The sequence below is a fragment of the Swaminathania salitolerans genome, from assembly GCF_007988945.1.
GTDB classification, from domain to species: domain Bacteria; phylum Pseudomonadota; class Alphaproteobacteria; order Acetobacterales; family Acetobacteraceae; genus Swaminathania; species Swaminathania salitolerans.
Genome location: NZ_BJVC01000002.1, coordinates 468,534 through 492,268 on the forward strand (window position 1 = coordinate 468,534; position 23,735 = coordinate 492,268).

16 protein-coding genes, 2 tRNA genes and 1 pseudogene are annotated in these 23,735 nt (G+C 58.6%); 10 read left to right on the forward strand and 9 right to left on the reverse strand.

From position 1 onward, the window contains the following. Nucleotides 1–18 precede the first annotated feature (18 nt). Entirely contained in the window at nt 19–1,608 is a 1,590-nt protein-coding gene (locus tag SSA02_RS06090) for an alkaline phosphatase D family protein (RefSeq protein WP_147093132.1), read from the forward strand. A 135-nt stretch (nt 1,609–1,743) separates the two neighbouring features. Continuing rightward, nucleotides 1,744–4,158: a TonB-dependent siderophore receptor gene (locus tag SSA02_RS06095; protein WP_246103666.1), complete on the forward strand. Its 2,415-nt coding sequence runs from the start codon at nt 1,744–1,746 to the stop codon at nt 4,156–4,158. A 104-nt stretch (nt 4,159–4,262) separates the two neighbouring features. Here SSA02_RS06095 and SSA02_RS06100 read toward each other — a convergent pair whose 3' ends face one another. Continuing rightward, nucleotides 4,263–6,953, reverse strand: a complete 2,691-nt coding sequence (locus SSA02_RS06100) for a valine--tRNA ligase (RefSeq protein ID WP_147093134.1) — start codon at nt 6,951–6,953, stop codon at nt 4,263–4,265. Between the two features lie 129 nt (nt 6,954–7,082). Then, on the reverse strand, nt 7,083–8,552 hold the full coding sequence (locus SSA02_RS06105) for a TolC family outer membrane protein (RefSeq protein ID WP_147093136.1): 1,470 nt from the start codon (nt 8,550–8,552) through the stop codon (nt 7,083–7,085). A gap of 192 nt (nt 8,553–8,744) precedes the next feature. Here SSA02_RS06105 and SSA02_RS06110 point away from each other — a divergent pair. Then, nucleotides 8,745–8,818: transfer RNA gene (locus SSA02_RS06110), tRNA-Cys, on the forward strand. A gap of 168 nt (nt 8,819–8,986) precedes the next feature. Here the strand turns inward: SSA02_RS06110 and SSA02_RS06115 are convergent. Continuing rightward, the gene (locus tag SSA02_RS06115) at nt 8,987–9,301 is read right to left on the reverse strand and encodes a DMT family transporter (RefSeq protein ID WP_147093138.1); all 315 of its coding nucleotides are present in this window, start codon (nt 9,299–9,301) and stop codon (nt 8,987–8,989) included. 413 nt (nt 9,302–9,714) lie between these two features. Here SSA02_RS06115 and SSA02_RS06120 point away from each other — a divergent pair, with 413 nt between their 5' ends. The 4 genes from SSA02_RS06120 (at nt 9,715) to proP (ending at nt 12,869) form a co-directional block, all read left to right on the forward strand. Further along, entirely contained in the window at nt 9,715–9,975 is a 261-nt protein-coding gene (locus tag SSA02_RS06120) for a hypothetical protein (RefSeq protein WP_147093140.1), read from the forward strand. Nucleotides 9,976–10,062: 87 nt separating this feature from the next. Then, nucleotides 10,063–10,341, forward strand: coding sequence for a hypothetical protein (locus tag SSA02_RS06125; RefSeq protein WP_147093142.1), 279 nt, complete (start codon nt 10,063–10,065; stop codon nt 10,339–10,341). An 88-nt stretch (nt 10,342–10,429) separates the two neighbouring features. Beyond that, on the forward strand, nt 10,430–10,957 hold the full coding sequence (locus tag SSA02_RS06130; RefSeq protein WP_147093144.1) for a lysozyme: 528 nt from the start codon (nt 10,430–10,432) through the stop codon (nt 10,955–10,957). Between the two features lie 457 nt (nt 10,958–11,414). Then, a complete protein-coding gene (gene proP, locus SSA02_RS06135; protein ID WP_147093146.1) occupies nt 11,415–12,869 on the forward strand; it encodes a glycine betaine/L-proline transporter ProP in 1,455 nt (484 codons plus the stop codon). A 173-nt stretch (nt 12,870–13,042) separates the two neighbouring features. Here the strand turns inward: proP and SSA02_RS06140 are convergent, their stop codons facing one another. Continuing rightward, a complete protein-coding gene (locus SSA02_RS06140; protein ID WP_147093148.1) occupies nt 13,043–13,459 on the reverse strand; it encodes an MliC family protein in 417 nt (138 codons plus the stop codon). A 457-nt stretch (nt 13,460–13,916) separates the two neighbouring features. Here SSA02_RS06140 and SSA02_RS06145 point away from each other — a divergent pair. Both SSA02_RS06145 and SSA02_RS06150 read left to right on the forward strand, forming a co-directional pair. Next, a protein-coding gene (locus SSA02_RS06145) for an IS5 family transposase (protein WP_246103667.1) occupies nt 13,917–14,674 on the forward strand; the annotation gives its coding sequence in 2 pieces (ribosomal slippage) (nt 13,917–14,250 and nt 14,250–14,674; 759 coding nt in all). 417 nt (nt 14,675–15,091) lie between these two features. Beyond that, nucleotides 15,092–16,759: a hypothetical protein gene (locus SSA02_RS06150; RefSeq protein ID WP_147093150.1), complete on the forward strand. Its 1,668-nt coding sequence runs from the start codon at nt 15,092–15,094 to the stop codon at nt 16,757–16,759. Between the two features lie 553 nt (nt 16,760–17,312). On the opposite strand, the pseudogene SSA02_RS13040 reads toward SSA02_RS06150, so the two are convergent. Beyond that, nucleotides 17,313–17,453: pseudogene (locus SSA02_RS13040) on the reverse strand (IS3 family transposase); the annotation flags it as partial. A 241-nt stretch (nt 17,454–17,694) separates the two neighbouring features. Here SSA02_RS13040 and SSA02_RS06160 point away from each other — a divergent pair. Next, entirely contained in the window at nt 17,695–19,644 is a 1,950-nt protein-coding gene (locus SSA02_RS06160; protein ID WP_147093151.1) for a hypothetical protein, read from the forward strand. A gap of 633 nt (nt 19,645–20,277) precedes the next feature. Here SSA02_RS06160 and SSA02_RS06165 read toward each other — a convergent pair. The 4 genes from SSA02_RS06165 to gatC all read right to left on the reverse strand — a co-directional run bounded on the left by SSA02_RS06165 (nt 20,278) and on the right by gatC (nt 23,679). Next, a tRNA-Ser gene (locus SSA02_RS06165) sits at nt 20,278–20,370 on the reverse strand. Between the two features lie 89 nt (nt 20,371–20,459). Further along, on the reverse strand, nt 20,460–21,917 hold the full coding sequence (gene gatB / locus SSA02_RS06170) for an Asp-tRNA(Asn)/Glu-tRNA(Gln) amidotransferase subunit GatB (RefSeq protein WP_147093153.1): 1,458 nt from the start codon (nt 21,915–21,917) through the stop codon (nt 20,460–20,462). Beyond that, the gene (gatA, locus tag SSA02_RS06175; protein WP_147093155.1) at nt 21,914–23,392 is read right to left on the reverse strand and encodes an Asp-tRNA(Asn)/Glu-tRNA(Gln) amidotransferase subunit GatA; all 1,479 of its coding nucleotides are present in this window, start codon (nt 23,390–23,392) and stop codon (nt 21,914–21,916) included. The genes gatB and gatA overlap by 4 nt, the downstream gene beginning before the upstream one ends. Next, nucleotides 23,392–23,679 carry an Asp-tRNA(Asn)/Glu-tRNA(Gln) amidotransferase subunit GatC gene (gatC, locus tag SSA02_RS06180; RefSeq protein ID WP_147093157.1) on the reverse strand — a complete coding sequence of 96 codons (288 nt, stop codon included), beginning with the start codon at nt 23,677–23,679 and terminating at the stop codon, nt 23,392–23,394. The genes gatA and gatC overlap by 1 nt, the downstream gene beginning before the upstream one ends. Nucleotides 23,680–23,735 lie beyond the last annotated feature (56 nt).

The following is a 23,735-nucleotide window of genomic DNA, read 5'->3' on the forward strand; positions in this document are numbered from 1 at the left end:
CATTGCAGGACGCGCGCCATGATCACCCCCGCCAGACGATCGTTTCTCGTTCTCGGTGCCGCAGGCGGTCTTGCCGCCCTCGCCCGACCGGCGCTGGTGCGCGCGTCCAGCCTCGCCCATCCCGGGATCGACACATGCTTCCCCTTCGGCGTCGCGAGCGGCGATCCGGACGGGAACAGCGTCGTTATCTGGACGCGCCTCGGCACGTTGCCGCTTCGTTACCGCGTCTCTCCTGCCCTGCCCGCGACCGTGGACGTGCATTGGGAAGTCTCCCGCGATCCGCTCATGCGTTCGCCCATCCGTACCGGCCTCGTAACCGCCCGGCGCAGCGAGGGATATTGCGTGAGAGCGGTGGTGGCGCTGCCGCCGACAGGCGCGCCATACTGGTACCGTTTCAGTGCGGCGGGATGCGCCTCCGCCATCGGTCGGACGATTCTGCTCCCGGCTCCCGAGATCCGGACATCGCGCCTGCGTATCGCCGTGGCTTCCTGTGCGCATTACGAGTTCGGTCACTATGCAGCCTATGACCGCATTGCGGAGGACTCGCCCGATCTGATCGCATTCCTCGGCGATTACATCTACGAGCACAATGCCCCGCCCCGACGTGCAGGCGAAACGGTCCGGTCCTATGGCGGTCCGCTGGCCCATACGCTTGAGGATTACCGCTGGCGCTACGCGATCCAGAAAACGGACCCGGCCCTGCAACGCGCGCATGAAGCAGCGCCCTGGATCAGCATCTGGGACGATCATGAGGTTCTGGACGATTACTCCGGCATCTTTTCCTCTGCCCGGACCGAAACACGCACTGCCTTCCTGAGGCGACGGCAGGCCGCCTACCGGGCCTGGTATGAAAACATGCCGGTCAGGCCCGGGACACGGCTCTCCAACGGTCGGTACCGGATCTATCGCCGAATGTATTTCGGGGATCTCGCATCGATCGACTGTCTGGACGGCAGACAGTACCGCGCGCAACAGCCCTGCCCCGAAGGGCCGGATGCGGGCGAGGGACATATGGAACCGGATTCGTGCAGCGCCCTGTTCGATCCCGGGCGACAGTTTCTCGGAGCGAACCAGGAGCGATGGCTCGCACGGAACCTCGCCCGCAAGGGACAGATCTGGTCGATCATCGCGCAGGATCTGATGGTGGCATCGCTGCGCGCGCCGGATCGCGCGACAGGGCATTATCGCTACTGGACCGATAGCTGGGACGGCTTCCAGGCGGCGCGCAACAGGCTGACCGATCTTCTGCACGACCTGAAAACACCGAACCCGGTGATCTTCAGCGGCGACTATCATGCCCATTTCGCAAGCGAGATCAGGCAGCGCCCGCATGATCCTGCGAGCCCGGTCGTAGCGACGGAGTTTCTCGGCACGTCCATTACCTCTCCCGGTCCATCCTATGCAGCGATCCGCTCCGTCCTTCCGATCAACCCCGACATCCATTTCTACGACAGCCGCAAGCGTGGCTATATCCTTGCCGAGTTCACGCGAGACCGTGCCGATATCCGGATGAAGGGTCTGGACGACGTACGCGATCCGGACAGCGCGGCGCGCGACATGGCGCGTTTCATCGTCGAGCGCGACGCCCCGCGCCTCCTCCCCGGGTAGCGCGACGGAACGATCGCGGAAAATGTGACGGATTAATTCGAGTTGGTGACTTTCTATTTCATGACGCTCCTGTTAGGAAGCTGATGAGAATGATTATCACTAAAAGAAACTCGAGGCGGATCTGTGACTGCAAGAATGAGCTTTGCCTGGCATCCCGGGCTGGGGGGAATCGTGGGATGGTGTTTCCTCGCACTGGCCTCTCCGGTTCAGGCCGGGACGATGACGAAGGGAGCCGGCGCTTCTCCCGCGCAGGACGCCCCCGCCGCCCGGGGGCATGAGCCCGGGAAACGCAAACGCATCACGACACGGAACAGCCCCCGGAACAGCACCGGGGACCGCGTCGGAGACCGCACCGGGAACCACGAAGAATCGCGCGATCGGAGACATGAAACGATCGATGTGCGCGCGCGTGCCTGGGAGAAGGGAAGTTATACCCTTTCCGAGACGCGCAGCTCGACGGGGCTGCCGCTCAGCCTGCGCGAAACGCCGCAGACGGTCACGGTGATCTCGCGCCAGCTGATGGACGACCAGCAGGTCAACACACTCGATGACGTGCTGGGGCTGACACCCGGAGTGACGTCCTTTGCCAATGACAATGCCGGTCGCACCACCTACCGGGCACGCGGCTTCGACATCACCAATTACAAGATCGACGGGATGCTCATCAATGCGACGACCAGTTTCGGCGGCATAGGCAGCTCGATCAATACCGATCTGTACGAGAACGTACAGATCGTCAGGGGCGCGAACGGATTGCTCGGAGGAACGGGCGACCCATCCGCGACGATCTATCTCCAGCGCAAGGCGCCCATGAAGGATTTCACCGTCAATGGCCTTCTGCGTCTGGGCAACTGGAACGAGCGACGGGTCATGGCCGATGTCAACGCTCCCATCACGCGCTCGGGCTCCGTGCGCAGCCGCTATGTGTTCTCATGGGACGATACCGATACGTTCCGCGTGCGCGAGCACGTCAACAGGCTCGGCGCCCTCGCGAATTACGCCGTCGATTTCTCCCGGCGCGATACCCTGCATTACGGGTTCCAGTACGAACGCACCCGCAATGACGGCGCGTCCTGGGGCTCCAACGTGCCGATCTGGTTTGCGGATGGCACGCCGGCCAAACTCCCGCGCAGCACCAACCCGGTCGCGAACTGGAGCACGACAATGCGCGACCAGTACACCGCCTTCGGCAATTACGATCACAGCTTCGGTGGGGAATGGCATCTCAAGATCGGGTATATGCGCACGGAAGGCAACTCGATCAGCAGTCTGGGGGTCGCGAAGGTCAATAACGCAGCCAGGAAAACAGGCGGCTATGCCGGTTTCTGGAACGAGGATGGATCGGGTGCCTATCTGAACGCGCTCCACGCGGAATATCACGATTCCCGTGACAATGCCGATATCCGGATCGGCGGTCCGTTCCATGCGCTGGGCCACACGCACCAGCTCGTATTCGGCTTCAGCGGCTACAACGACACATTGACGACCTACAGTTTCAGCCATGCCAATGGCAATTGCAGCATCGCCGGGGTCGTGCCCTTCAATGCCTGTCAGTATCGTGCCACGGGGCTCCCGATTGCCGACTGGCGCAGCTGGAACGGCGATTATCCCGGCTTCAGGACCCATCGCACGCGGGCCCGTCAGGTGGATGTCACCCGCAATTACGGGGCCTATGCCTCGGGCCGCTTCGTCCTCGCCAAGGGATTATCGGTCATTCTCGGGGGGCGCGTCAGTACCTATGAGGCCTATAGCGGCAGCTATACCCTGGCAAATGTGTATTCCGGTCAGAGCGGAAACGGCCGTCAGAACGGCGTTCTGACACCTTATGCCGGAGCGGTGTACGATCTGACCCGCAATCTTTCGGTCTATGGCAGCTATACGGATGTCTATACGCCGCAATCCCAGCTGCGCGACGCCAACAACCAGCCGCTTTCTCCCGTCATGGGCAAGAGCTACGAGACGGGACTCAAGGGCGCCTTCTATGGGGGACGCCTCAACACCAGTCTCGCATTCTATCTGAACCGGCAGGACAACGTTGCACAGGCCACGGGTGCCTCGAACCTCCAGACAGGAGAGGCGATCTATCGATCGATGAACGGGGTCAAGACAGAGGGCGTGGATTTCGACGCGTCAGGAGAAATCCTGCCGGGCTGGAACGTCCTTTTCGGATACAGCTATCTCAGCGAAGCGGGACTGAGCTATCGTCAGGACCCGCGTCATCTGGTCAGGCTCACGACGACCTATCATTTCCATGGGCGTCTGAAGAATCTCGTCATCGGTGGCGGAGTATCGAGCCAGACCACGACACAATGGGCGACAAATCCCGGGAGACCGCTCGGAAACGGGAAATACGATTCCTCGAATCTCAACGTCAACGGATATACACTCGTCAATCTGATGGCCCGTTATCGTCTGATGAAATGGCTCGATCTCACGGGCAACATCACCAATCTTACGAACAAGGGCTATGTGCGCCAGGCCGGCTTCTATGACGGCATGATCTACGGGCAGCCGCGCAGCTTCACCTTCACCCTGCGCGGTCATTACTGATTACCTGTCCGGGCTGATGCCTGTCTGGACTTATGCCTGTCTGGACTTATGCCTGTCTGGCCGTGCGCAAAAATGCACGCGGCCAGACAGCGCGCCCGGGATCCTCAGGCTTCTGAAAGCCGCGACAGGGCCGCCTGCAGGCGCTGCATGTCGTGGCTGAAACTACCAAGCCTCTCGCGGTTTTCCTCCACAACCTCCGGCTTCGCGCGGGCCACGAAATCCGCATTGCCGAGTTTGCGTTCGACCTTGTCGATTTCCTTGCCGAGACGCTCGATCTCCTTGCCGAGACGCTGGATTTCCGCAGCGATATCGATCAGCCCCTCGAGCGGCAGAACGAGGGTTGCCTCGTCGATGACCGAAAGCGCTGCATTTCTCGGTGTCTCTCCCGCAAGCGCCGCCACGGAGTCAACGCGCGCCATGCGACCGATCACGCCCGCCCAGCGCCCGGCCCGGTCGAGCGTCTCGGCAGAAGCATCCCGGATCAGCACAGGCACCGTGCGCGCCGGAGGAATGTTCATTTCCGAGCGGATCGCACGGATCTCGCCGATCAGACGAATCAGCCAGTCGATCTCGCGCGACGCTTCGGCAGCATGAGAAAGCGGCGCCTCCTCCGGCCAGCGAGACTGCGCGACGCTGCCCCCGTAACCGAAAGCCTGCCACAATTCCTCTGTCACGAACGGGATGACTGGATGCATGACCTGCAGGATCAGCCCGAGGACATGAGCCGTAACCGCACGTATCTCCTCGCGCTCCGCTGAATCCGCCTCAGCCGAAAGGGCGGATTTCGCAAGCTCGAGATACCAGTCGCAAAAGACATTCCAGACGAACCGGTAACACGTCGCCGCATATTCGTCGAAGCGATAGGCGTCGAGCGCGTCCTTCGCAGCCTTCACTGCGCCGGCGGCCTCGTCGAGTATCCAGCGCCCCAGCACGCTGCGCACGCAGGCGGGATCGAACCCCTCGACCGGTCGCACGGCGTTCATCTCGCAGAACCGCGCGGCATTCCATATCTTGGTGATGAAGGTCCGATAATCCTCAACGCGCTTGCGTCCGAACTTGATGTCGCGACCGGGCCCGGTCAGGGCGCAGATCGCCATGCGGGTCGCGTCGGCACCGAATTCCGCAACCAGCTCGAGCGGATCGAGACCGTTCCCCTTGCTCTTGGACATCTTCTGCCCGCGCTCGTCCCGGACCAGCCCGTGGATGAGAACCGTCCTGAACGGGACATCGTCCATGAAGTGGAGCCCCATCATCATCATGCGGGCGACCCAGAAGAAGATGATGTCGAACCCGGTCACGAGAACGCTCGTGGGGTAGTATCGGGCAAGCTCGCTCGTCTTCTCGGGCCAGCCGAGCGTCGAGAACGGCCAGAGTGCGGAACTGAACCATGTGTCGAGCACATCTTCGTCCCGCGTGAGGGTCACATCGGCACCGAACCGGGCACGCGCCTCCTCAAGTGCCCCGGCCTCGTCATGAGCGACGAAAACACTGCCTTCCGGACCGTACCAGGCCGGAATGCGGTGCCCCCACCAGAGCTGACGGCTGATGCACCAGGGCTGGATGTCCCGCATCCAGGCAAAGAACGTGTTCTCCCACTGGCGCGGTTCGAATCGAATGCGCTCCGATTCGACCGCCTCGATCGCGGGTCCGGCGAGCGTGGCCGCGTCGCAATACCACTGCTCGGTCAGGCGCGGCTCCACGATGGCGCCCCCGCGCTCGGCATGAGGGACCTGGAGCGTATGAGGCTCGATCTTCTCGATGAGGTCGAGACGCTCGAGCTCCGCGACAATCGTCTTGCGTGCCTCGAGGCGATCCATGCCGCTCAGGGATTCGACGAAAGCCTTGCTGGCGAGACCCTCGATATCGCGCATTTCGCCCGAAATCTCGTCCAGACAGATGGCCGCACCGGCATCGAGGATCGAGGGCATCGGAAGATCGTGACGCTTGCCGACCTCGAAATCGTTGAAATCATGAGCCGGTGTGATCTTTACGGCACCGCTTCCCTTCTCGGGATCGGAATAGCTGTCGGCAACGATCGGGATCCGACGTCCCGTAAGCGGGAGGGTGACACTCAGACCCACAAGCCCCGTATAACGCTCATCCTCGGGGTGAACCGCAACGGCGGTGTCTCCGAGCATCGTTTCGGGCCGGGTCGTTCCGACAACGATCGTGCTTCCATCCTCGACGGGATAGCGGAGATACCACATCGAGCCCCTGGTCTCACGGTTCTCCACCTCGAGATCCGAGATTGCCGAGCGGAAGGCCGGATCCCAGTTCACGAGGCGCTTGGCCCGATAGATCAGCCCCTGACGATACAGCGTGACGAAGACCTCGCGCACGGCGCGCGAAAGGCCCTCATCCATCGTGAAACGCTCGCGCTCCCAGTCGGCCGAGGCTCCGAGACGTCTGAGCTGGGTGATGATCTGGCCGCCCGACTGTGCTTTCCAGTCCCATACCCTGTCGAGAAAGGCCTCGCGACCCATCGCCTTGCGGTCGAGCCCTTCGCGGTCCAGCACGCGCTCGACGACCATCTGAGTCGCGATTCCGGCATGATCCGTGCCGGGCTGCCAGAGCACATTGCGCCCCTCGAGGCGTTTCCAGCGGATCAGTATGTCCTGGAGCACGAAATCGAGCGCGTGACCGAAATGCAGGGTGCCCGTGACGTTCGGCGGAGGGAACATGATGGAGAACGGCGCGCCCGGAGCATCGGGATCGGCCCGGAAGAGACCTGCCGCCTCCCACTGTGCATAAAGGCGGGCCTCGCACGAAGCGGGATCGAAGGACTTCTCGAGCATTGTCTTCCTGTCACTCTGGCGGCCCTGCCCCGCAGGACGGGACGGGCACGCTCCATTTCCGTTATCGAACCATGCGTATGGCCAGAGGAAGACCAAGTTTCAAGACCGGAAAACCCGGCCCCTGCCCGTTCAGCGGCCCGGCTGTCCGACTGCGTAGTCGCTGATCCCCCACAGCCGGTCCTTGACCGCCTTGTAATAGGCCTTGTCGTCATAGATCGGCACGTTCAGCTTGAGATCTGCCGCGGTAAGACGCCCCATCGCCGCCGCCACCGCATAGGATGACTGGACGAGACCGCTGAGATTCTGGATCAGGGCGGTCTGGGCCGAAAGCAGGGTCTGTTGCTGCTGGAGCACCTCGAGCGTCGTGCTCGTGCCGACGATGGCCTGACGCTCCACGCCATCGAGAGCCACCACGTTGGCCGCGATCGCCATGCGGTTGCTCGAGATGGAGTCGTGATAGGAGTGGAATTGCTGCCAGTTCGACGCTGCCGCCTGCGTGGCGGTGCGCCGCGCGACATCGACCGCGCGACGGGCGGCAAGATATTGCTGACGTGCCTGACGGATTGCGGCATATTCCGAACCGCCCTGATAGATCGGAACGTCGAAATTGACCGTGCCGTATTTGTTGTCGGTCACCATGCGGCCATAGCCCTGGTTCTTGACATAGGAATAGCCGAGGGTCGCGGAGATCTTCGGCAGGATGGCCGCCATCTGGACCGAGAAATTGTCTTTCTGCGCTGACGCCTGGAACAGGGCGCTGATTACCGACGGATTGTTGCGTGATGCTTCCTCGACGGCGTGCTTGACATCCTTGACCGGCAGAACCAGCGGCTGCGGCGCCACCAGATTGGGCGCTGCCGGCACGCCCACGACCTGAAGATAGGTCGCCTGCGCAGCACGGAGCGTGCCCTCTCCCTGCTGCCGCGACGCTCTTGCCGTTGCAAGCGCCGCTTGCGCCTGAGCGACATCGGTCCGGGTGATCTCGCCTTGCTGGAAACGATCCTGCGTTGCCTTGAGCTGCTCTTCCAGAACATGTTCGTTGTTGATGTTGATCTGCAGGAGCTGCTCGGTCCGGACGACGCCGAGATAGGCGTTGACCACATCGGTGAAGACATCCTGCTCTGTCGCGATCAGCTGAGCACGTTCGGCCATGACCGTATTCACGGCCTGATGCGTCTGCGACGTCGTTCTCCCGCCCGAATAGAGCGGCTGGTTAATGGTGACACCGCCCTGATAGCCGGGAGTCGCATACTGGCGGCTATAGGCAGGCGTGCCGAAAGGGGAGCCGGGCTGCGCACTCTGGGCTCCGTAGGCATTGATGCCCTGATAATAACTCAGTCCGAACTGGCCGCGAATGGTGGGACGCCACCCGGCGAGGGCCGTGGGAACCTGTTCATCCGCCGCGCGCAGACGCGCCCTCTGCTGCTGCAGGCTCGGATTCGTCAGATAAGCCGTTGCGAGCGCTTCCTGAAGGGTATGGGGAATGAACTCGGGCGAGCCTTTCCCGTCATAGCTCTGGGCAAGCACAGTCGAACCATTGAGGAGCATGACGGCTCCGACGCTGAATGAAGTATAGATCTTCAGCTGATCCCGTTTCATGGAAGCCCTTTCGAATGTCGGCTGTGCTGCAGCGTGACGCACTACGTTCGATCTGCCTGTTTAAGGATATCCGTCTCCGTTTCTATGCCATATTCCGGCCGGTGCGGAAATTTCTTCTTATTTCCCTTTTTTCATCCCCCCACCCTCTTGACCGGAAAGCCTTGGAAAGGGATATAGCCGACAGCACCAGCCGGTCCGGTGGCAGAATGGTGATGCAGCGGACTGCAAATCCGCGTACGTGGGTTCGATTCCCGCCCGGACCTCCAGACTTCATGATCTGAGCCTGTCTCTGGCATGTGCGCCTTTCACCAGAACCCGACGGTTTTCTCTACGGATTTCGCGCGATTCCAGAACCCGACAGGCATGTCCTGCGCGCAAGGGAGGCAGGGGGTGTCCCACAGGCTCTGTCTCGCATCCCTGTCTAGGGATGGATGTCAGGTGGCGAATTTCATCAGCCCTATGCCGGTCAGGATGAGCAGGGCCGCGCCGAGCCGCCCCGGGCTGAGTTCCTCACCCAGCCATATGATGCCGACGAGGAACGCGCCGACAGCGCCTATACCCGTCCAGACCGTGTAGGCGGTTCCGAGCGGAAGGGTTTTCATGGACCAGGAGAGCAGGAACCCGCTCAGGATCATTGTGACGATCGAGATGAGCCCCGGCCAGAACCGCGTGAATCCCGCCGATTGTTTCATCGACGTCGCCCAGACGACCTCACAGAGACCAGCGATGAGTAAAACGATCCAGGGCATGGCCCTCTCCTCCCTCAGGACAGACACGGTCAGTCAAGACTGAATGCCGGGCCGTCCCGGTCTTGAAATCCCGATTGGGGCAGGAACGTCGTCATGCTGCGGGCCACCATAGACGCAACGTCCAGGGCCGTAAATTCCAGCTGGAAACTTATCGTCATTCTGTGCTAGAACTCTGGAACAATACAAGAACGACGGTCATGGGGCAGCATCCACTTTCTGGCGCTACGCGACGCCTTGCGGTCGGCCCGGGATCGCGCCCGGTTCCCGTATTCCTGCATGGCGCCCATCGCGTCTTCCCCGACAGGTATTGTCCCTCCTGATCCCGCATGCAGCCCAGGCTGCGATTCCGGAACGAAACGGAGGGCGATCGTCACCCGCCATCGCTGCGGGACTTTCCTTCCGGAGATCACATCATGACATGGCGAACGCGCGCCAATATCCTGCGCCCCGCAGCGGGACGGCAGATCCTGCCTGCTATCCGATTGTCGGCCGGACCGGGCCTTTCCGGTTCTTCCTCATCCCCGCCGGGCGATAGGGGCGCCGAAAGCCTCGATCTCGACAGTCTGCTGGCCCAGGGCGACCACATTTTCGACTTTCCGATGGGCATTACGGCCCCGGGAAGTGGCACATCCATTCATCGGGATACAGACCGTTCGGATACGGGGCGGCGATGAGAGATCGCGACAGGAACGGGAAATCGCATCCCTCCGGGAGAGCCCGAACGAAGCGCAAACCCCACCGGGAGAGGGAAACACGTCATCATGTCTGATCCCTTGCAGCCGCAGCCCTGGTGGGTGGCGGTCGCCGGTACACTCCTTTTCACCGTGCGCTGGCTCATCGGCGTAGGAGCATCGAGTGCGAGAGCCACCATCGAAGCCCAGAAGGAGGATCTCGCCCGTCTCAACGCCCGTGTCGACAAGCTGGAGGAACGCGAGGAGGATTATCTCGCGCTGATCGAGGAATTGCGGAGGCAAAACGCGATGCTGCGCGAGGCGCTTGGGCGTGCGGAACGCGCCATGGTCGAACAGGCCGCAGACTGATGCAGGCGCGCATTTGCCGCGCCTATGCCCTCCCGAAAACGATCGGGAACACGATCGGGAACACGATCGATCCGGAAAGAGAGAAAAAATGAGCGTGTCGTTGAACATCGCCATGGCCCTGTTGCGCCGTGACGACTTCGAAGGGCTGCGCCTTGCGCCCTATCTCTGTCCTGCAGGATTCTGGACCATCGGCTACGGCAACCGCACTCTGGCCGATGGAACACCGGTCACGCGCCTGACGCCGCCGATCACCCGGGACGAAGCGACAGCCCTGCTCGAGATTACGGTCGCCGGGCTCCAGAAAGTGCTGGCCGAAGCGACGGTCGTGCCGCTCCTGCCCTGGCAGAAGGGCGCATTGCTTTCCTGGCAATTCAACGTCGGTAGCGCGGCAATGCGCAAATCGACCCTGATGCGGCTGCTCAACCGCAGGCTTTACGCAGCAGCCGGAATGCAGCTCCTGCGCTGGGACAAGGCCACCGTGGATGGACGGCTCGTCACTCTGACCGGCCTGCAGCGCCGACGCCATGTCGAACATGAGGTCTATCAGGGACATTCCGTCGCCGGTGTTTCCCTGCCGAACCGGTCGGAGCCGTTTTCATCGACGCTTTCCGCCTGACGAACGCTCACCATCAACGCTCTCCCACAATCGAAAGGACAGAGTGCCATGCCTCTTGACTGGCAGAACCTTTTCGCATCCATTGCGCCCCTTATTCCTTCACGGATTGCAGGCGATCTCGCGGTGATCGGATCGCTTCTGGTTTCTCTGTGTGCCATTGCTGCCCGATACTGGCCGCGCCCTGCTCCGGGATCGCGTTGGCTGCTCCTTTACCGCGTCGTGAACAGTATTGCCATGAACAGTCGCAATGCGATTAACGCTGATGACCAGCTCGTGAAGGAACCGTCACGGCGAGAAGATCGCTGAACACGCACGAACCCTGTTTTTCGACAACAGGAATAAAAGTTTGTTATAGGGCGTGAACAAACCGCGTTGTTCGCCCGGTAGGGAAGAGATTCCCGAGGGGAAGAATACCCCAGGGCCGAAAAGACGCCGCAAGAGCAGAGAGGTAGCACATATGAGTCGTCCGCGAAGTCCACATCCCTATTTCGGATGGTTCAAGAAGCGACAGCATCTCAAACCCGACGATATCACGGTCGTCGATGGCGACATGCTCAAGCGTGCCGTGGCCGCCGCAGCACTCGGCAATGCCATGGAATGGTTCGACTTCGGCGTTTACGGCTATATCGCAGTCACTCTGGGCAAGGTCTTCTTCCCGTCCACAGATGCAACCGTGCAGCTCATCTCCACCTTTGCGACCTTTGCGGTTGCCTTTCTCGTGCGACCGATCGGCGGCGCGGTGTTCGGGCCGCTGGGCGACCGGTACGGCCGCCAGAAGGTTCTCGCCGCGACGATGGTCTGCATGGCGCTCGGCACATTTGCTATCGGGTTGATCCCTTCCTATGACCGGATCGGGATATGGGCGCCGATTGCGTTGCTCCTCGCCCGGCTGGTTCAGGGGTTCTCAACCGGGGGCGAGTACGGCGGTGCGGCCACCTTCATCGCCGAGTACTCCACCGATCGCAATCGCGGCCTCATGGGGAGCTGGCTGGAATTCGGAACGCTTGCCGGATATGTGGCCGGCGCCGGGGTCGTCACGGCGCTTCAGGTCGGGATCAGCGAGGAGGCCATGCTGTCCTGGGGCTGGCGCCTGCCCTTCCTGATCGCCGGGCCGCTCGGTCTGCTCGGTCTCTATACCCGGATGAAGCTCGAAGAGACCCCGTCCTTTCAGGCTTATGCCGCCGAGGCCGAAAAACGCGAGCATGACAGGCCGGGCTGGCATCATCTCTTCACCGTACACTGGCGACAGTTGCTGAAATGTGTCGGGCTCGTGCTCGTCTTCAACGTGACGGACTACATGCTGCTCGCCTATGTGCCGAGCTACATGACTGTGTCGCTCGGCTATCCGGAAAATCGCGGGCTCATCCTCGTCATCATCGTGATGCTTCTCATGATGCCGCTGAACGTCCTTGGAGGATATCTGAGCGATCGTCTGGGCCGTCGACCGATGATCATGGGCGCTTGCATCGCACTCGTCGTGCTGTCCATCCCGTGCTTCCACCTCATCCAGTCGGGCAGTCTCGCGGCGATCTTCATCGGTCTCATGTTGCTGGGTCTCGCGCTTGTCTGCTTCACGAGCTCGATGCCTTCGACCCTGCCCGCTCTCTTCTACACGCCGATCCGCTATACGGCGCTCTCGGTCGCGTTCAATCTTTCGGTTTCGGTATTCGGCGGCACGACCCCCCTGCTGATGGCCTGGCTGGTCAAAAAGACCAGTTATCTCGATCTGCCCGCCTGGTATCTCATGGCTGCGGCTCTGGTCGGTTTCATCACGATGTTCACCGTGCGTGAGACAGCCGGCCTCCCGCTTCGTGGGTCGCCGCCTGCCGTTGGCAGCGAGGACGAAGCCGAACGTTTCATCGAGGGCAAGACGCTTCTGACTGTCGATGAGGAACTTCCCCCGATGTCGTGATCGCCTTCATCATCCTTAAAGTTGTGCGGTTTTTTCCAGAACGGGTCGGAGGCTTCTCCGACCCGTTTTTTCTGGCTTTCTTCCTGACGAGGGAACCGGGATGAGAAGAGGCTCACACGGGGGACCGGATGTCTTCCGGGCCATCGCGTGACGGACTTCGCGGGATATGCGGTCTATTTCGGACCGGTTTTCTCGACGCAGGAAACAGAGACGTCCGGGCTGGTGACATCCGCAAACTGCGCGGTGTCTCCCTTGCTCCACCATATATATACCCCACCGGCATATCGTACTCCGCTCCCGGAAATCACGTTGCTGAGGATGAGCTTTTTCCCTGTTACCGGCACGACCGCGAGGCTGTTTTCCCCCGCGTTGAGATAGCTCACCTCCACATCACCTGCCGGTAGCCGCGAACGAAGATCCCGATTGGCCTTTCCCTCGTCCCCATCGCATCGATAGACCACGTCGAGACGGGTCACCTCCGTTCCGGGATCGAGCGGTATGTGCAAAAACGCGGGTTTTCCTGCATGGGCGGGTGAGCACGAGGTCAGGAGGGACACGATCCCCAAAAGAGACCAGCTGGCTCGATGCATGATTTTTCCTCATTGCTTGCGGGCGGAACGGGACCATGACGGTGCCGCTTGCCCGGATCGTGAACGAGGGTGCAGGATCGCGGTTTCCCCGTATTGCGTGGACGAGCCCGGATGCGCTTTCCGCCCACCGACGCCCCAGCCGGGCAGAGCAGACACATATCGGCCCCTGGGACCTGTGCGGTGGGGAAAACCACCAACTCGATTGTGGCATCACGGTTCAGCGTCAGCATTGCAAGCGTCAGTCGTCGAAGCCCCTGGATCGATGTCAAGGCGATGTTGCACCCGGCCCTCTAGGCGGAGATCGTCAGCCCCCGGGGGGGGGGGGATCGAACCCTAGCATGTACCGATCCATCACCTTCAGGATCAGGCGCCATCTGTCATCAGGGGCAAGCCTAGGCTCAGGACCCTTTACGAGACTGAGATGATGTGACTCGACGGTCATCGGAAGGAGAACCCGATGTCTGATCTGCCGATGCTGCCTGTGAGCAAGATGCGCGCGTTACGACCATATTTCCCGAAAACGCGCGGTCTGAAACGCGTAGATGATCGCCGCGTGCTGAGCGGCATCGTCTACGTGATCCGGCATGGCTTGCAATGGAAGGACGCGCCGTCGGGCTACGGTCCGCATAAGACGCTGTATAATCGCTTCATCCGTTGGAGCCGTCTTGGCGTATTTGCCCGGATCTTTTCCGTCCTGACGGGTAATGCTGGCGTTCCGGAGGAGTTGATGATCGACAGCACACATCTGAAGGCGCATCGCACTGCCGCAAGTCTGCTCAAAAAGGGGGTGCTGCGCGTCGGATCGGACGCACAAGAGGCGGCCTGAACTCGAAACTGCACGCCGTCTGCGACGGGCATGGCCGTCCAGTGGCGATGCTGCTCACCGAAGGTCAGATGAGTGACCACAAGGGCGCAGCCCTGCTGCTGCCACGCTTGCCCTCCGCTCGCCACCTGGTCGGCGATCGCGGTTACGACAGCAATTGTTTCCGGCGCAATCTGACCGAAAGAGGCATCGAGCCATGCATCCCGTCCACGAAGAGCCGGAAAGTGCCGATCCCGCACGACAAGTCCCGATATCGCCGGCGGCACAAGGTCGAGAACATGTTCGGCCGCCTCAAGGACTGGCGCCGCATTGCCACGCGCTACGACCGCTGCGCCCACACCTTCTTCTCGGCAATCTGCCTCGCCGCAACAGTCATCTACTGGACGCCGTAATGAGTCCTGAGCCTAGTCCCAATTAACAGATAAAGAGAGAATCTAAACAAGCCGAATACCCTTATAGACAGACCACAAAAGAGCAAGAAAGATTTACTTCGCTTGCACAATTGCAAACTCACAACACTGAGCTGCGCAACACCTTTCTCGAAATAAACTATATGAATATTGGTGATCATTATGATTAGTAGAGTTCATACTATAGTTCTGATAATCTGTATATCTACAATGTATAGGGCGTCACTAGCGAGCGCCAACGATAACCCGGTAACGCAGTCGCAGATCAATGCTCCGAGTGGCGTGGCTGGCCTAGATGCATCATCACGCTTGACTCAACATGTTCGGACGAATGGTTTAGATACGCCAACTGCTCCAAACGAAGACTTATTGTATACTGGCAGAGCGAGATTCAACAGCATGATCGATGGCCGAACGATCATGAGAATTACGGGCACTCATCGCCAAGCCAATCTAACCGATGAAGACAACTGGACAGATCCTGACGGAGTAACAATCGGAGGCTTTGATGAGGGAAGAGGATCGCACGTTGTGATGACGTGTCAAAATGAGGGCGGCATGAATCTTGGGACCTGCCTGAGCCTATGGAACGCTAACTCTGTTTATACCGGAAACCGTCCAGGCATAAGTCCCACGACAGGAGATCAGATTGCTACGTACATAAACACATTCGATAGCGTAGTGTTCGATAACGGGACCAAAAATACTACTCCGAAGATTGTTGTCGGGACAGATATTCAAGATTCTCAAGGGAGTCATCACAATCTCTATTTTTATACCGGAGGTGTTTATCTATATCCATCACTGACACATGACGACCGCGCAAAATTGAAACAACATCAAACAATAACTACAAATATATCTATGAAAAGCTACATAGATAGATTATCGTCCTATAAATTTACGGGAATAAATAGCTTCTCAGGAATGTTAAACAACTGGGAATTTGGCATCAAGTGCCCAGATTACTTCGGTTCATCGCATAAATGTGATCGACTTGATGTAGATAAATGGGTGATACCAAATGCCCCAGAGACTGCTTCGCAATCACTCAATCCACAAAATTATGCGCATAATCGCGAAAATATCGATACGCATTACGACAAAAGTGTGACCTCCCCTGTCATCTATGTCGGCGCGCGGTCGAAAATGTTCAATCTGCTCGATACTTGTTCCATAACCGACAACGATTCCCTCCCTCTCGAGGCGCAATCCTCTGGAGCGCAACACAGTCTGATACGTGAATGCGAAAATAGCGAATACGACAACGAGCTCAATACGACAATCAGCGGGAAATATCACTACAATGGACTCACCATCGGATTGGAGAGCCATTCAATTGGGAAATCATGGTTGGATGGCACAGCACAACATGACGGATTCAACGCGTGGCCAGAACTGAGTTCTTGGGGCGTCTACATAGGCGGCCAGTTTCCAAACCTGCTTCAGCTTGAGCCATTTTCAAGTAATCTGGTCTGGGCAATCAAGGGAAATACCTTAGGCGTCACGAACCCTATCAGTGCCGACCCCGTGCCGGGATCGAAAGCGCTCGCCGCTAGTCTTTATAAAATGGCGGGAAAGACATCCATTCGTGAGGATCACTGGGAGCAATGCGATGCTAAGAGCGGAGCTACTTGCAACGACCATAGCAACATGTCTTGGCATATCGGCATCCGCGTAGCTGCGAGTAGGCCAGAAGATGAAAATATGAGTTTGCCAAATAGCGGGGCCCGAGGCGCAGATATAAGTTTCGGTGGTGACGGATCACTCCGTCTGTGTGCTGGGTCAGGCAATTGCTCTGTGATATTTCCAGGATCTGCGGGTATGGGCATTCCCTATATCAATACCAGAAGCATTGGTGCGCTCACAGACTCCGAAAATCTTGTGTTAACTTCTCCGATAATTGCGAACAAGTCCATCTCAGCTGACTCATTTGAGTCTGATCTAAGAACCCCGAGTTCATCTAGCGCGTCGTGTCGGCCAGGTCAGTTTCAGGACGATCAAAACTATCACTACGTCTGCACATCGCCAAATCATTGGAAGCGAGTTGTGTTAGTCGACTTCTGAAGGGAAGTCCGACCCAGAGCGCGTTTGAGAATATGCTTGGCGGGCTGATCGAGGGACGATTCGAGTTCTGGATGTCAAAAGTAGCCGCATCCGTTTGGACAAGTTTACGGACCTGATAGGCTATCGCCGGTGGTTGTTATGTCGCCATTTTGACGGTACCGTCCTCGGCCACTGAGTCCGGGGTCAATCCCCAAGCCCCAATCGCGTTGGCACGGAATGATATACCCCATCTGGCGTTCAAGCAGCCAATCCTCGGTGCGGGCGTTCTACGTTGTAGTGCGCAATCCATGGAATAGGCCCGGTTCGCAGCTCCGAACCGGGCCTGGAGCGCATGCAAATAGACGCGTTCGTATCTAATCGGCCGCGCCGGTCCATACTGATCAGGGTCTGGCGCGCTTTCTGAACCTCAGCAAACCGTGGCGCGGTTAATCGTAACCCCTAACCCATCTTGAAGATCTCCGGTGCGCCGTAGCGCATCAGAGCCTCCTGCAGCACCTCGGCGCAGCGCTCCGCATCCATGGTCTTTGACAGGCGCAATGCCCTCAACCGCCTACCGCTTCCATTGGGCGATCATCGTCTGATGCGCACCGTGCTTCGACGCCAGTTCCACCAGCTTCTGCTCGCCCCGGATCGCCTCCAGCGCAACCCGCGACATGAACACGCCCGAGTAGCTTTTCCGCGTAACCTTGTCCATAAATCCGTCCCCTCTCAGATCGGTCTATAGCTTACACCCTTGCCTGAGAACCGGGGCACCTTTGTCGAACGTCACGATCAAGAGGAACTACCACACGCATGTAAATAATTTTTGTATCTCCCAAAATGATACTATAAATTATTCTCCCACCTAATATAATAAATAATTACTACTCATATTATAATGTATATTATTTAATTGAAGCCGCGGTATCATATGTATTTCATAGAGAGAAAATGAAATGATCAAATTTTCTATATTCTTATTTCAATTAGCAGTCATCAGTAGTGCGCTTGCGCAGGAAAAAAAAGTCACAGCCGACAGCGAAGCGAGATCATACGTCGCTTCGCTCGACACGGCAGGATCATTGTCGGCCCTCTTGGCACCAGCTATACCAAACCTGCCATCTCCCAACTTAGGATGGCTCGATGATCCCGATGTTCATCTAGCATCTCGCAAGTTCACTGTTGGCGTCTCTTACAAAAACATGGCACCAGAACTGTTATTAGCAGGAGGACACACACTGCTCGATAGCGTCTTTTCGAAATTCACAGCTCTTCCATACGGAGCTGGCGATAACGGTGGCTGCGTATTCTCCATATTGATGTCCTATGCCCCCCTGACCGGAACAAATTGTGGTGCAGGAGCGTATGAATCGGTCGCCAACTATACATTAGCCATTAACAATCCCCCTTGGTATGTTGCGGGTGCTGAATTTAAAGATGAAAATGGCATATCCCACAGTTTGACCTTTTCCGATCATGAGGCATTTTTGCGCCCTGCATTACCAATAACTTATGTGCAATTCATGCACGCTGGCGCACATGTATTGACGAACATCGCGGCGGGAAGCGCTTTTCGAGGTGGTTGGCCTGCTATTGATGGCATTGACGCACATCGTGGGCTTATTAATCCGCTCTACGCACAAAATCTCGCTAGCTGGCATAGCTCGACAGATAATCGAGGAACTTATACCGTTCTCACGATGGAAGGTCAGTGGCAGCCGTTTACTGGTTTATTGAAAAATGGTGCAAGAAATGTCGATATCGGACATTCACCATTTGCTGGATCGAATAATATTGCAACCATGAGAGACAGTGTTGATGTAATCGAAAACTCGTTTTGGCCAATGAAAAAACAACCTTTTATCGAAATAGGAACTTACGTAAAGCACTTCACGCGGAATACGACCTGCTCTGTCCAAGTGGATAATGACGAGACCAATCCGAAAAATCTCTCTCCGTCCCGAGATTGCGACGAGGAGCTCGACAATTGGTATACGGGACCGGATTATGGGGCGACAATGCACGGCCTTACCATAGGGAGCCAATTTAACAACAAAGTAAGTTCCGACAGCTATGGACTCGGTATTAGCGGTCAATGGCCCACAGGCATGAGAATAAATGTCGATAGCTCGAGCATGGATATTGACGGAGACGCTTTCAAAATCGCACCTCGTTTAGGGCCAGACAAGTCAATAGGATCCAGACAAGAGGTATTCGAATTTGACGAAGAGCCCTTCAAGGGCTCTGGCTGGACGTCTCAATTCAAAATGTGGCAGCAAATTGACTCTAACGGTTTCAATGATCCTAACGGATACCAGAATCAGCATGATACATCGTGGTGGATGGGGCCGAGATACGGAGATAGCATCTACTCCATGAGCAAGAGCGCCTCCAACGGAGGGGCAACAGTCTACAATCCAGGATGGGCGAAAGGTGGCGTTGCTCTCTGCGGGAGCAATGCGCCGCAGCTTCCAAATAAAGGCTTCCCAGCAACAGCATGTCTAACTGTTAGTGATTGGGGCGACACATCAACGAGCGGCTCAATCACTGCCCATAACGGGATACACGTGATAGGTAACATCGACGCCAGCGGTGGAGGGACTTTCGGAGGAAACTTGAATATTATCAATGGGAGATCGTTATTACTTGTGCCAGAAGCGAAAAATGCTCCCTTCGTGTTTGCGTATGGCGACGTATCACTCGTTCAAAAGTCCCCCCAATTGCACATCAGCAATTCAAGGGGAGGATGGAGCTATATTCGTGTAGACTCGGTAATCGGTACTTTGGGCACCCCCGCCAATTCTTCTGCACCTTGCGATCCCGGCCAGTCGCAAGACGATAAAAATTTTCACTATGTCTGCACATCGCCAAATCACTGGCGTCGCATCGCTCTTCAGGATTTCTGACCTGTCATCCGATTTGAGCTGTGTGCAATATTTCGGCGGCAGACGGAATTGAACTCCCACCACTTTCCCCTCACACGTCTTTTGAGGAATCGCACGGGGGCGCTCCCCCCCCTTGGCATCGGCTAACATTCGCTTGGCGGCTTAAGAGGGTCCGATCTTGTCCCACGCTGCGACATTTCAGCATTTCTAATCAATCTCACGCACATTTTGACGCTGTGGAAAGCCCGCGACGATGGAGCCTTCTTTCGTTACAGCCCGCTCGCTTTCCCACGCATACTACGCTCGCCTCACGATGAAAGCACGACTGAAGTGCAGGGCATACAGGCAATTTAGTCTTGAGGCATCTACATGGTACACGCAAAGCATATAAAGCAGCTGAGGCATCGACCAGAAAGCGGGACTGAAAACAGGGAGAGATGTGAGTCTACGCAGGTTCGGCACGACTGCCCGGCACCGATGCTGCCAGGAGGGTAGCGGCAAACGATGGGATCACCTGCATGCTGCTGCCCAGCGCGCTGATGCAGGAGAGCTGCGTGTTCTCATCATGTGATCGATGGGCGAACTACCATGCATTCCTGCCTTGGTTACTCGCAAAACATCAGAAATTATCAGCAGGTCTGCTTCGAAAAAAAATGGCGGAGGGGATGGGATTCGAACCCACGGTACGGCTTGACACCGTACAACGGTTTAGCAAACCGCCGCCTTCAGCCACTCGGCCACCCCTCCGCCTAGAGGGACGCAGTTTTCACGGCGTTTGCTGGACTGCTTCTAGGGGGATTTGCGGCGCGCGTCAAACCCCCGGAAGCAGATTTATCTCATTCTGAAAGAAGCTTTTTCAGAAGATCGTTGACGGCAGCCGGATTGGCCTTGCCCTTCATGGCCTTCATGGTCTGACCCACGAAGAAACCGAAGAGCTTGTCCTTCCCGCTTTTGTATTCCGCAAGCTTGTCGGCATGCGTCTGCAGGATCGTGCGGATTTCCGATTCGATTGCACCGGTATCGGTCACCTGACGCAAACCCTTGCGTTCGACGATCGCAGAGGCGGATTCACCGCTCTCGAACATGTCCTCAAGGACTTCCTTCGCGATCTTGCCGTTGATCGTCGAGTCGCTGATCAGCCCGAGGAGCTCTCTCAATCCTTCCGCAGAGACCGGGCTGGTTTCGATCGTGGCCCCCGTCCGGTTCAGGGCGCCGAAGAAATCGCCCAGCATCCAGTTGACCGCGAGCCGTGCATCCGCATCCCGCGCCACCTGCTCGAAGAAATCGGCAATTCCCTGCTCGACCGTCAGCACGCCCGATTCATAGCGGGATATGCCATAGGTCTGTTCGAGCCTGGTCCGCTTCGCCTCCGGCAATTCGGGCAGTGCCGCCCGCAGATCTTCGACCCAGTCGCGTTCGATGACGAGAGGCAACAGATCGGGATCGGGGAAATAGCGGTAATCATGGGCGTCCTCCTTGGAGCGGAGCGAGCGTGTCTCTCCGCGCACATGATCGAACAGCCGCGTTTCCTGATCGACCGTACCGCCTGCCTCCCAGATCTCGATCTGGCGCTGCGCCTCGATCTCGATGGCCTGCATGACGTAACGGATCGAGTTGACGTTCTTGATCTCGCAGCGCGTGCGATAGGCCTCGCCTGCCTTGCGCACGGAAACGTTCACGTCGGCGCGCATCGAGCCTTCTTCCATGTTCCCGTCGCATGTCCCGAGATAGCGCAGGATCTGGCGCAGCTTGCGCAGATAGGCCCCGGCCTCCTCCGGCGAACGGATATCGGGCTCGCTTACGATCTCCATCAGGGCCACGCCCGCACGATTCAGATCGATGAAGGAGCGCAGCGGATCCTGATCGTGCATGGACTTGCCCGCATCCTGCTCCAGATGCAGGCGCGTCACGCCGATATGGCGCGTGGTGCCATCGGCAAGCTCGATCTCGACCTTGCCTTCACCCACGATCGGATGGGCGAACTGGCTGATCTGATACCCTTGCGGGAGATCCGCGTAGAAATAGTTCTTGCGGTCGAACCGGCTCATCAGATGGATCTCGGCATTCAGCCCGAGACCCGTGCGCACTGCCTGCGCCACGCATTCGCGGTTCACGACCGGCAACATGCCCGGAAAACCGGCATCGACCAGGCTCACATGGGTGTTCGGCTCGCCGCCATACTCAGCCGATGCGCCGGAGAAGAGCTTGGCATGGCTGATGACCTGGGCGTGTACCTCAAGGCCGACGACGATTTCCCAGGCACCGGTATTGCCTTCGATACGATAGCTGCTCATGCGACGGCTCCCGCATGCAGGGCAGGTCTGTGCGTGAAACCCGCCGCTTTTTCCATGACACGTCCAGCGGCGAACAATGTCTCCTCCTCGAAATACCGCCCGATAAGCTGAAGGCCGAGCGGCAGGCCGCTGCGATCCAGCCCGGCGGGCAGGGAAAGCGCGGGAACACCCGCCATGCTCGCCGGCACGGTGAAGATATCGTTGAGATAGATCTGCACCGGGTCGGTGGGACGCTCCTCATGGGCGAAGGCAGCGGACGGTGCGGTCGGGGTCAGCAGGACATCGACCGTTTCGAACGCCGAGAGGAAATCGCGCTGGATCAGCGTGCGGACTTTCTGGGCCCGCAGATAATAGGCATCGTAATATCCGGAGGAGAGCACATAGGTTCCCATCAGGATGCGACGTCGCACCTCTTCGCCGAACCCCGCGTGGCGGGTCGCTTCGTAGAGCTCGTCCAGCGTATCCGCCTCGACCCGCGCACCGAACCGGACGCCGTCGTAGCGGGCAAGGTTCGACGAGGCTTCTGCGAGGGCTGCGATATAATAGGTCGGCAAGCCATATTTCGTGTGAGGCAGGGAAACATCGACGATCTCCGCCCCGGCATCGCGCAGCCACGCAATCCCTTCATCCCAGAGGGCAGCGATCTCTTCCGGCAGGGTATCGGTGCGATATTCGCGCGGGATACCGACCCGCAGCCCCTTCGCACCGCGCTCGAGCGCGTCCTCGTAACGGGGAACGGGACGATCGACCGATGTGCTGTCACGGGGATCGAACCCGGCCATCGATTCGAGCAGGATCGCGCAGTCCTCGAGCGTTCGCGCCATCGGCCCGGCCTGATCGAGCGAACTCGCAAACGCGATCGTGCCGTAACGCGAGCAGCGCCCATAGGTCGGCTTCACGCCGGTAATCCCGCAATAGGCGGCGGGCTGACGGATCGATCCGCCCGTATCCGTGCCCGTCGTGCCCAGCGCCAGTCCGGCGGCGACGGCTGCGGCCGACCCGCCCGACGAGCCACCCGGAACGAGTTTCGCATCGGAACCGGCCCGTCTCCAGGGATTGGTGACCGGGCCGAAGGCGGAGGTCATGTTCGTCGAGCCCATGGCGAACTCGTCGAGATTGGTCTTGCCGAGAAAGATCGCGCCATCGGCGAGCAGGTTCGAGGTCACCGTGCTCTCATAGGGCGGCACGAAATCGCGCAGGATATTGCTCGCAGCGGTGGTCTTCGTTCCGCTCGTGCAGAACAGATCCTTCACACCGAGCGGCAGGCCGCACAGGGCCGGGGCGTCGCCCTCCGCCAGCAGGGCATCGGCCGCACGGGCCGCCTTTCGCGCAGGCTCGGGCGTTACGGTGATATAGGCGTTGATCTGCCCGTCATGCTTCTCGATGGCGGACAGGAAATGATCCGTCAGCTCGACGGAGGACAGACTACGGGACCGGAGTGCCTTGCGCGCGGCGGCGAGGGTCAGGTCATGCATTATTCGACAACCTTGGGTACGGTGAAATAGGGTCCGACGCGATCCGGTGCGTTGGAAAGAATCGCCTCGCGCTTGTCTCCGTCGGTCACGACGTCCTCGCGCTGGCGCGGCATGGCGAGGCCGGTGCCGATCATGGGAGGCACATCGGTGACATCGACCTCGTTGAGCTGATCGACCCAGCCGAGAATACCGTTCAGCTCCTCGCGCATGGCTTCGCATTCCCGGTCGCTCAGACCAATCCGAGCCAGTTTCGCTATGCGCCTGACTGTGCGCGTTTCCAACGACATAAAGGATCGACTTTCATGCTTGTGGGCGGGTAATCCCGAAGGACCAGAATTTCGCG

Coding starts and splice junctions, on each gene's coding strand:
- SSA02_RS06090 (WP_147093132.1), top strand. CDS start 19: ATGATCACCCCCGCCAGACGATCGTTTCTCGTTCTCGGTGCCGCAGGC.
- SSA02_RS06095 (WP_246103666.1), top strand. CDS start 1,744: ATGAGCTTTGCCTGGCATCCCGGGCTGGGGGGAATCGTGGGATGGTGT.
- SSA02_RS06100 (WP_147093134.1), bottom strand. CDS start 6,953: ATGCTCGAGAAGTCCTTCGATCCCGCTTCGTGCGAGGCCCGCCTTTAT.
- SSA02_RS06105 (WP_147093136.1), bottom strand. CDS start 8,552: ATGAAACGGGATCAGCTGAAGATCTATACTTCATTCAGCGTCGGAGCC.
- SSA02_RS06115 (WP_147093138.1), bottom strand. CDS start 9,301: ATGCCCTGGATCGTTTTACTCATCGCTGGTCTCTGTGAGGTCGTCTGG.
- SSA02_RS06120 (WP_147093140.1), top strand. CDS start 9,715: ATGACATGGCGAACGCGCGCCAATATCCTGCGCCCCGCAGCGGGACGG.
- SSA02_RS06125 (WP_147093142.1), top strand. CDS start 10,063: ATGTCTGATCCCTTGCAGCCGCAGCCCTGGTGGGTGGCGGTCGCCGGT.
- SSA02_RS06130 (WP_147093144.1), top strand. CDS start 10,430: ATGAGCGTGTCGTTGAACATCGCCATGGCCCTGTTGCGCCGTGACGAC.
- proP (WP_147093146.1), top strand. CDS start 11,415: ATGAGTCGTCCGCGAAGTCCACATCCCTATTTCGGATGGTTCAAGAAG.
- SSA02_RS06140 (WP_147093148.1), bottom strand. CDS start 13,459: ATGCATCGAGCCAGCTGGTCTCTTTTGGGGATCGTGTCCCTCCTGACC.
- SSA02_RS06150 (WP_147093150.1), top strand. CDS start 15,092: ATGATCGATGGCCGAACGATCATGAGAATTACGGGCACTCATCGCCAA.
- SSA02_RS06160 (WP_147093151.1), top strand. CDS start 17,695: ATGATCAAATTTTCTATATTCTTATTTCAATTAGCAGTCATCAGTAGT.
- gatB (WP_147093153.1), bottom strand. CDS start 21,917: ATGAGCAGCTATCGTATCGAAGGCAATACCGGTGCCTGGGAAATCGTC.
- gatA (WP_147093155.1), bottom strand. CDS start 23,392: ATGCATGACCTGACCCTCGCCGCCGCGCGCAAGGCACTCCGGTCCCGT.
- gatC (WP_147093157.1), bottom strand. CDS start 23,679: ATGTCGTTGGAAACGCGCACAGTCAGGCGCATAGCGAAACTGGCTCGG.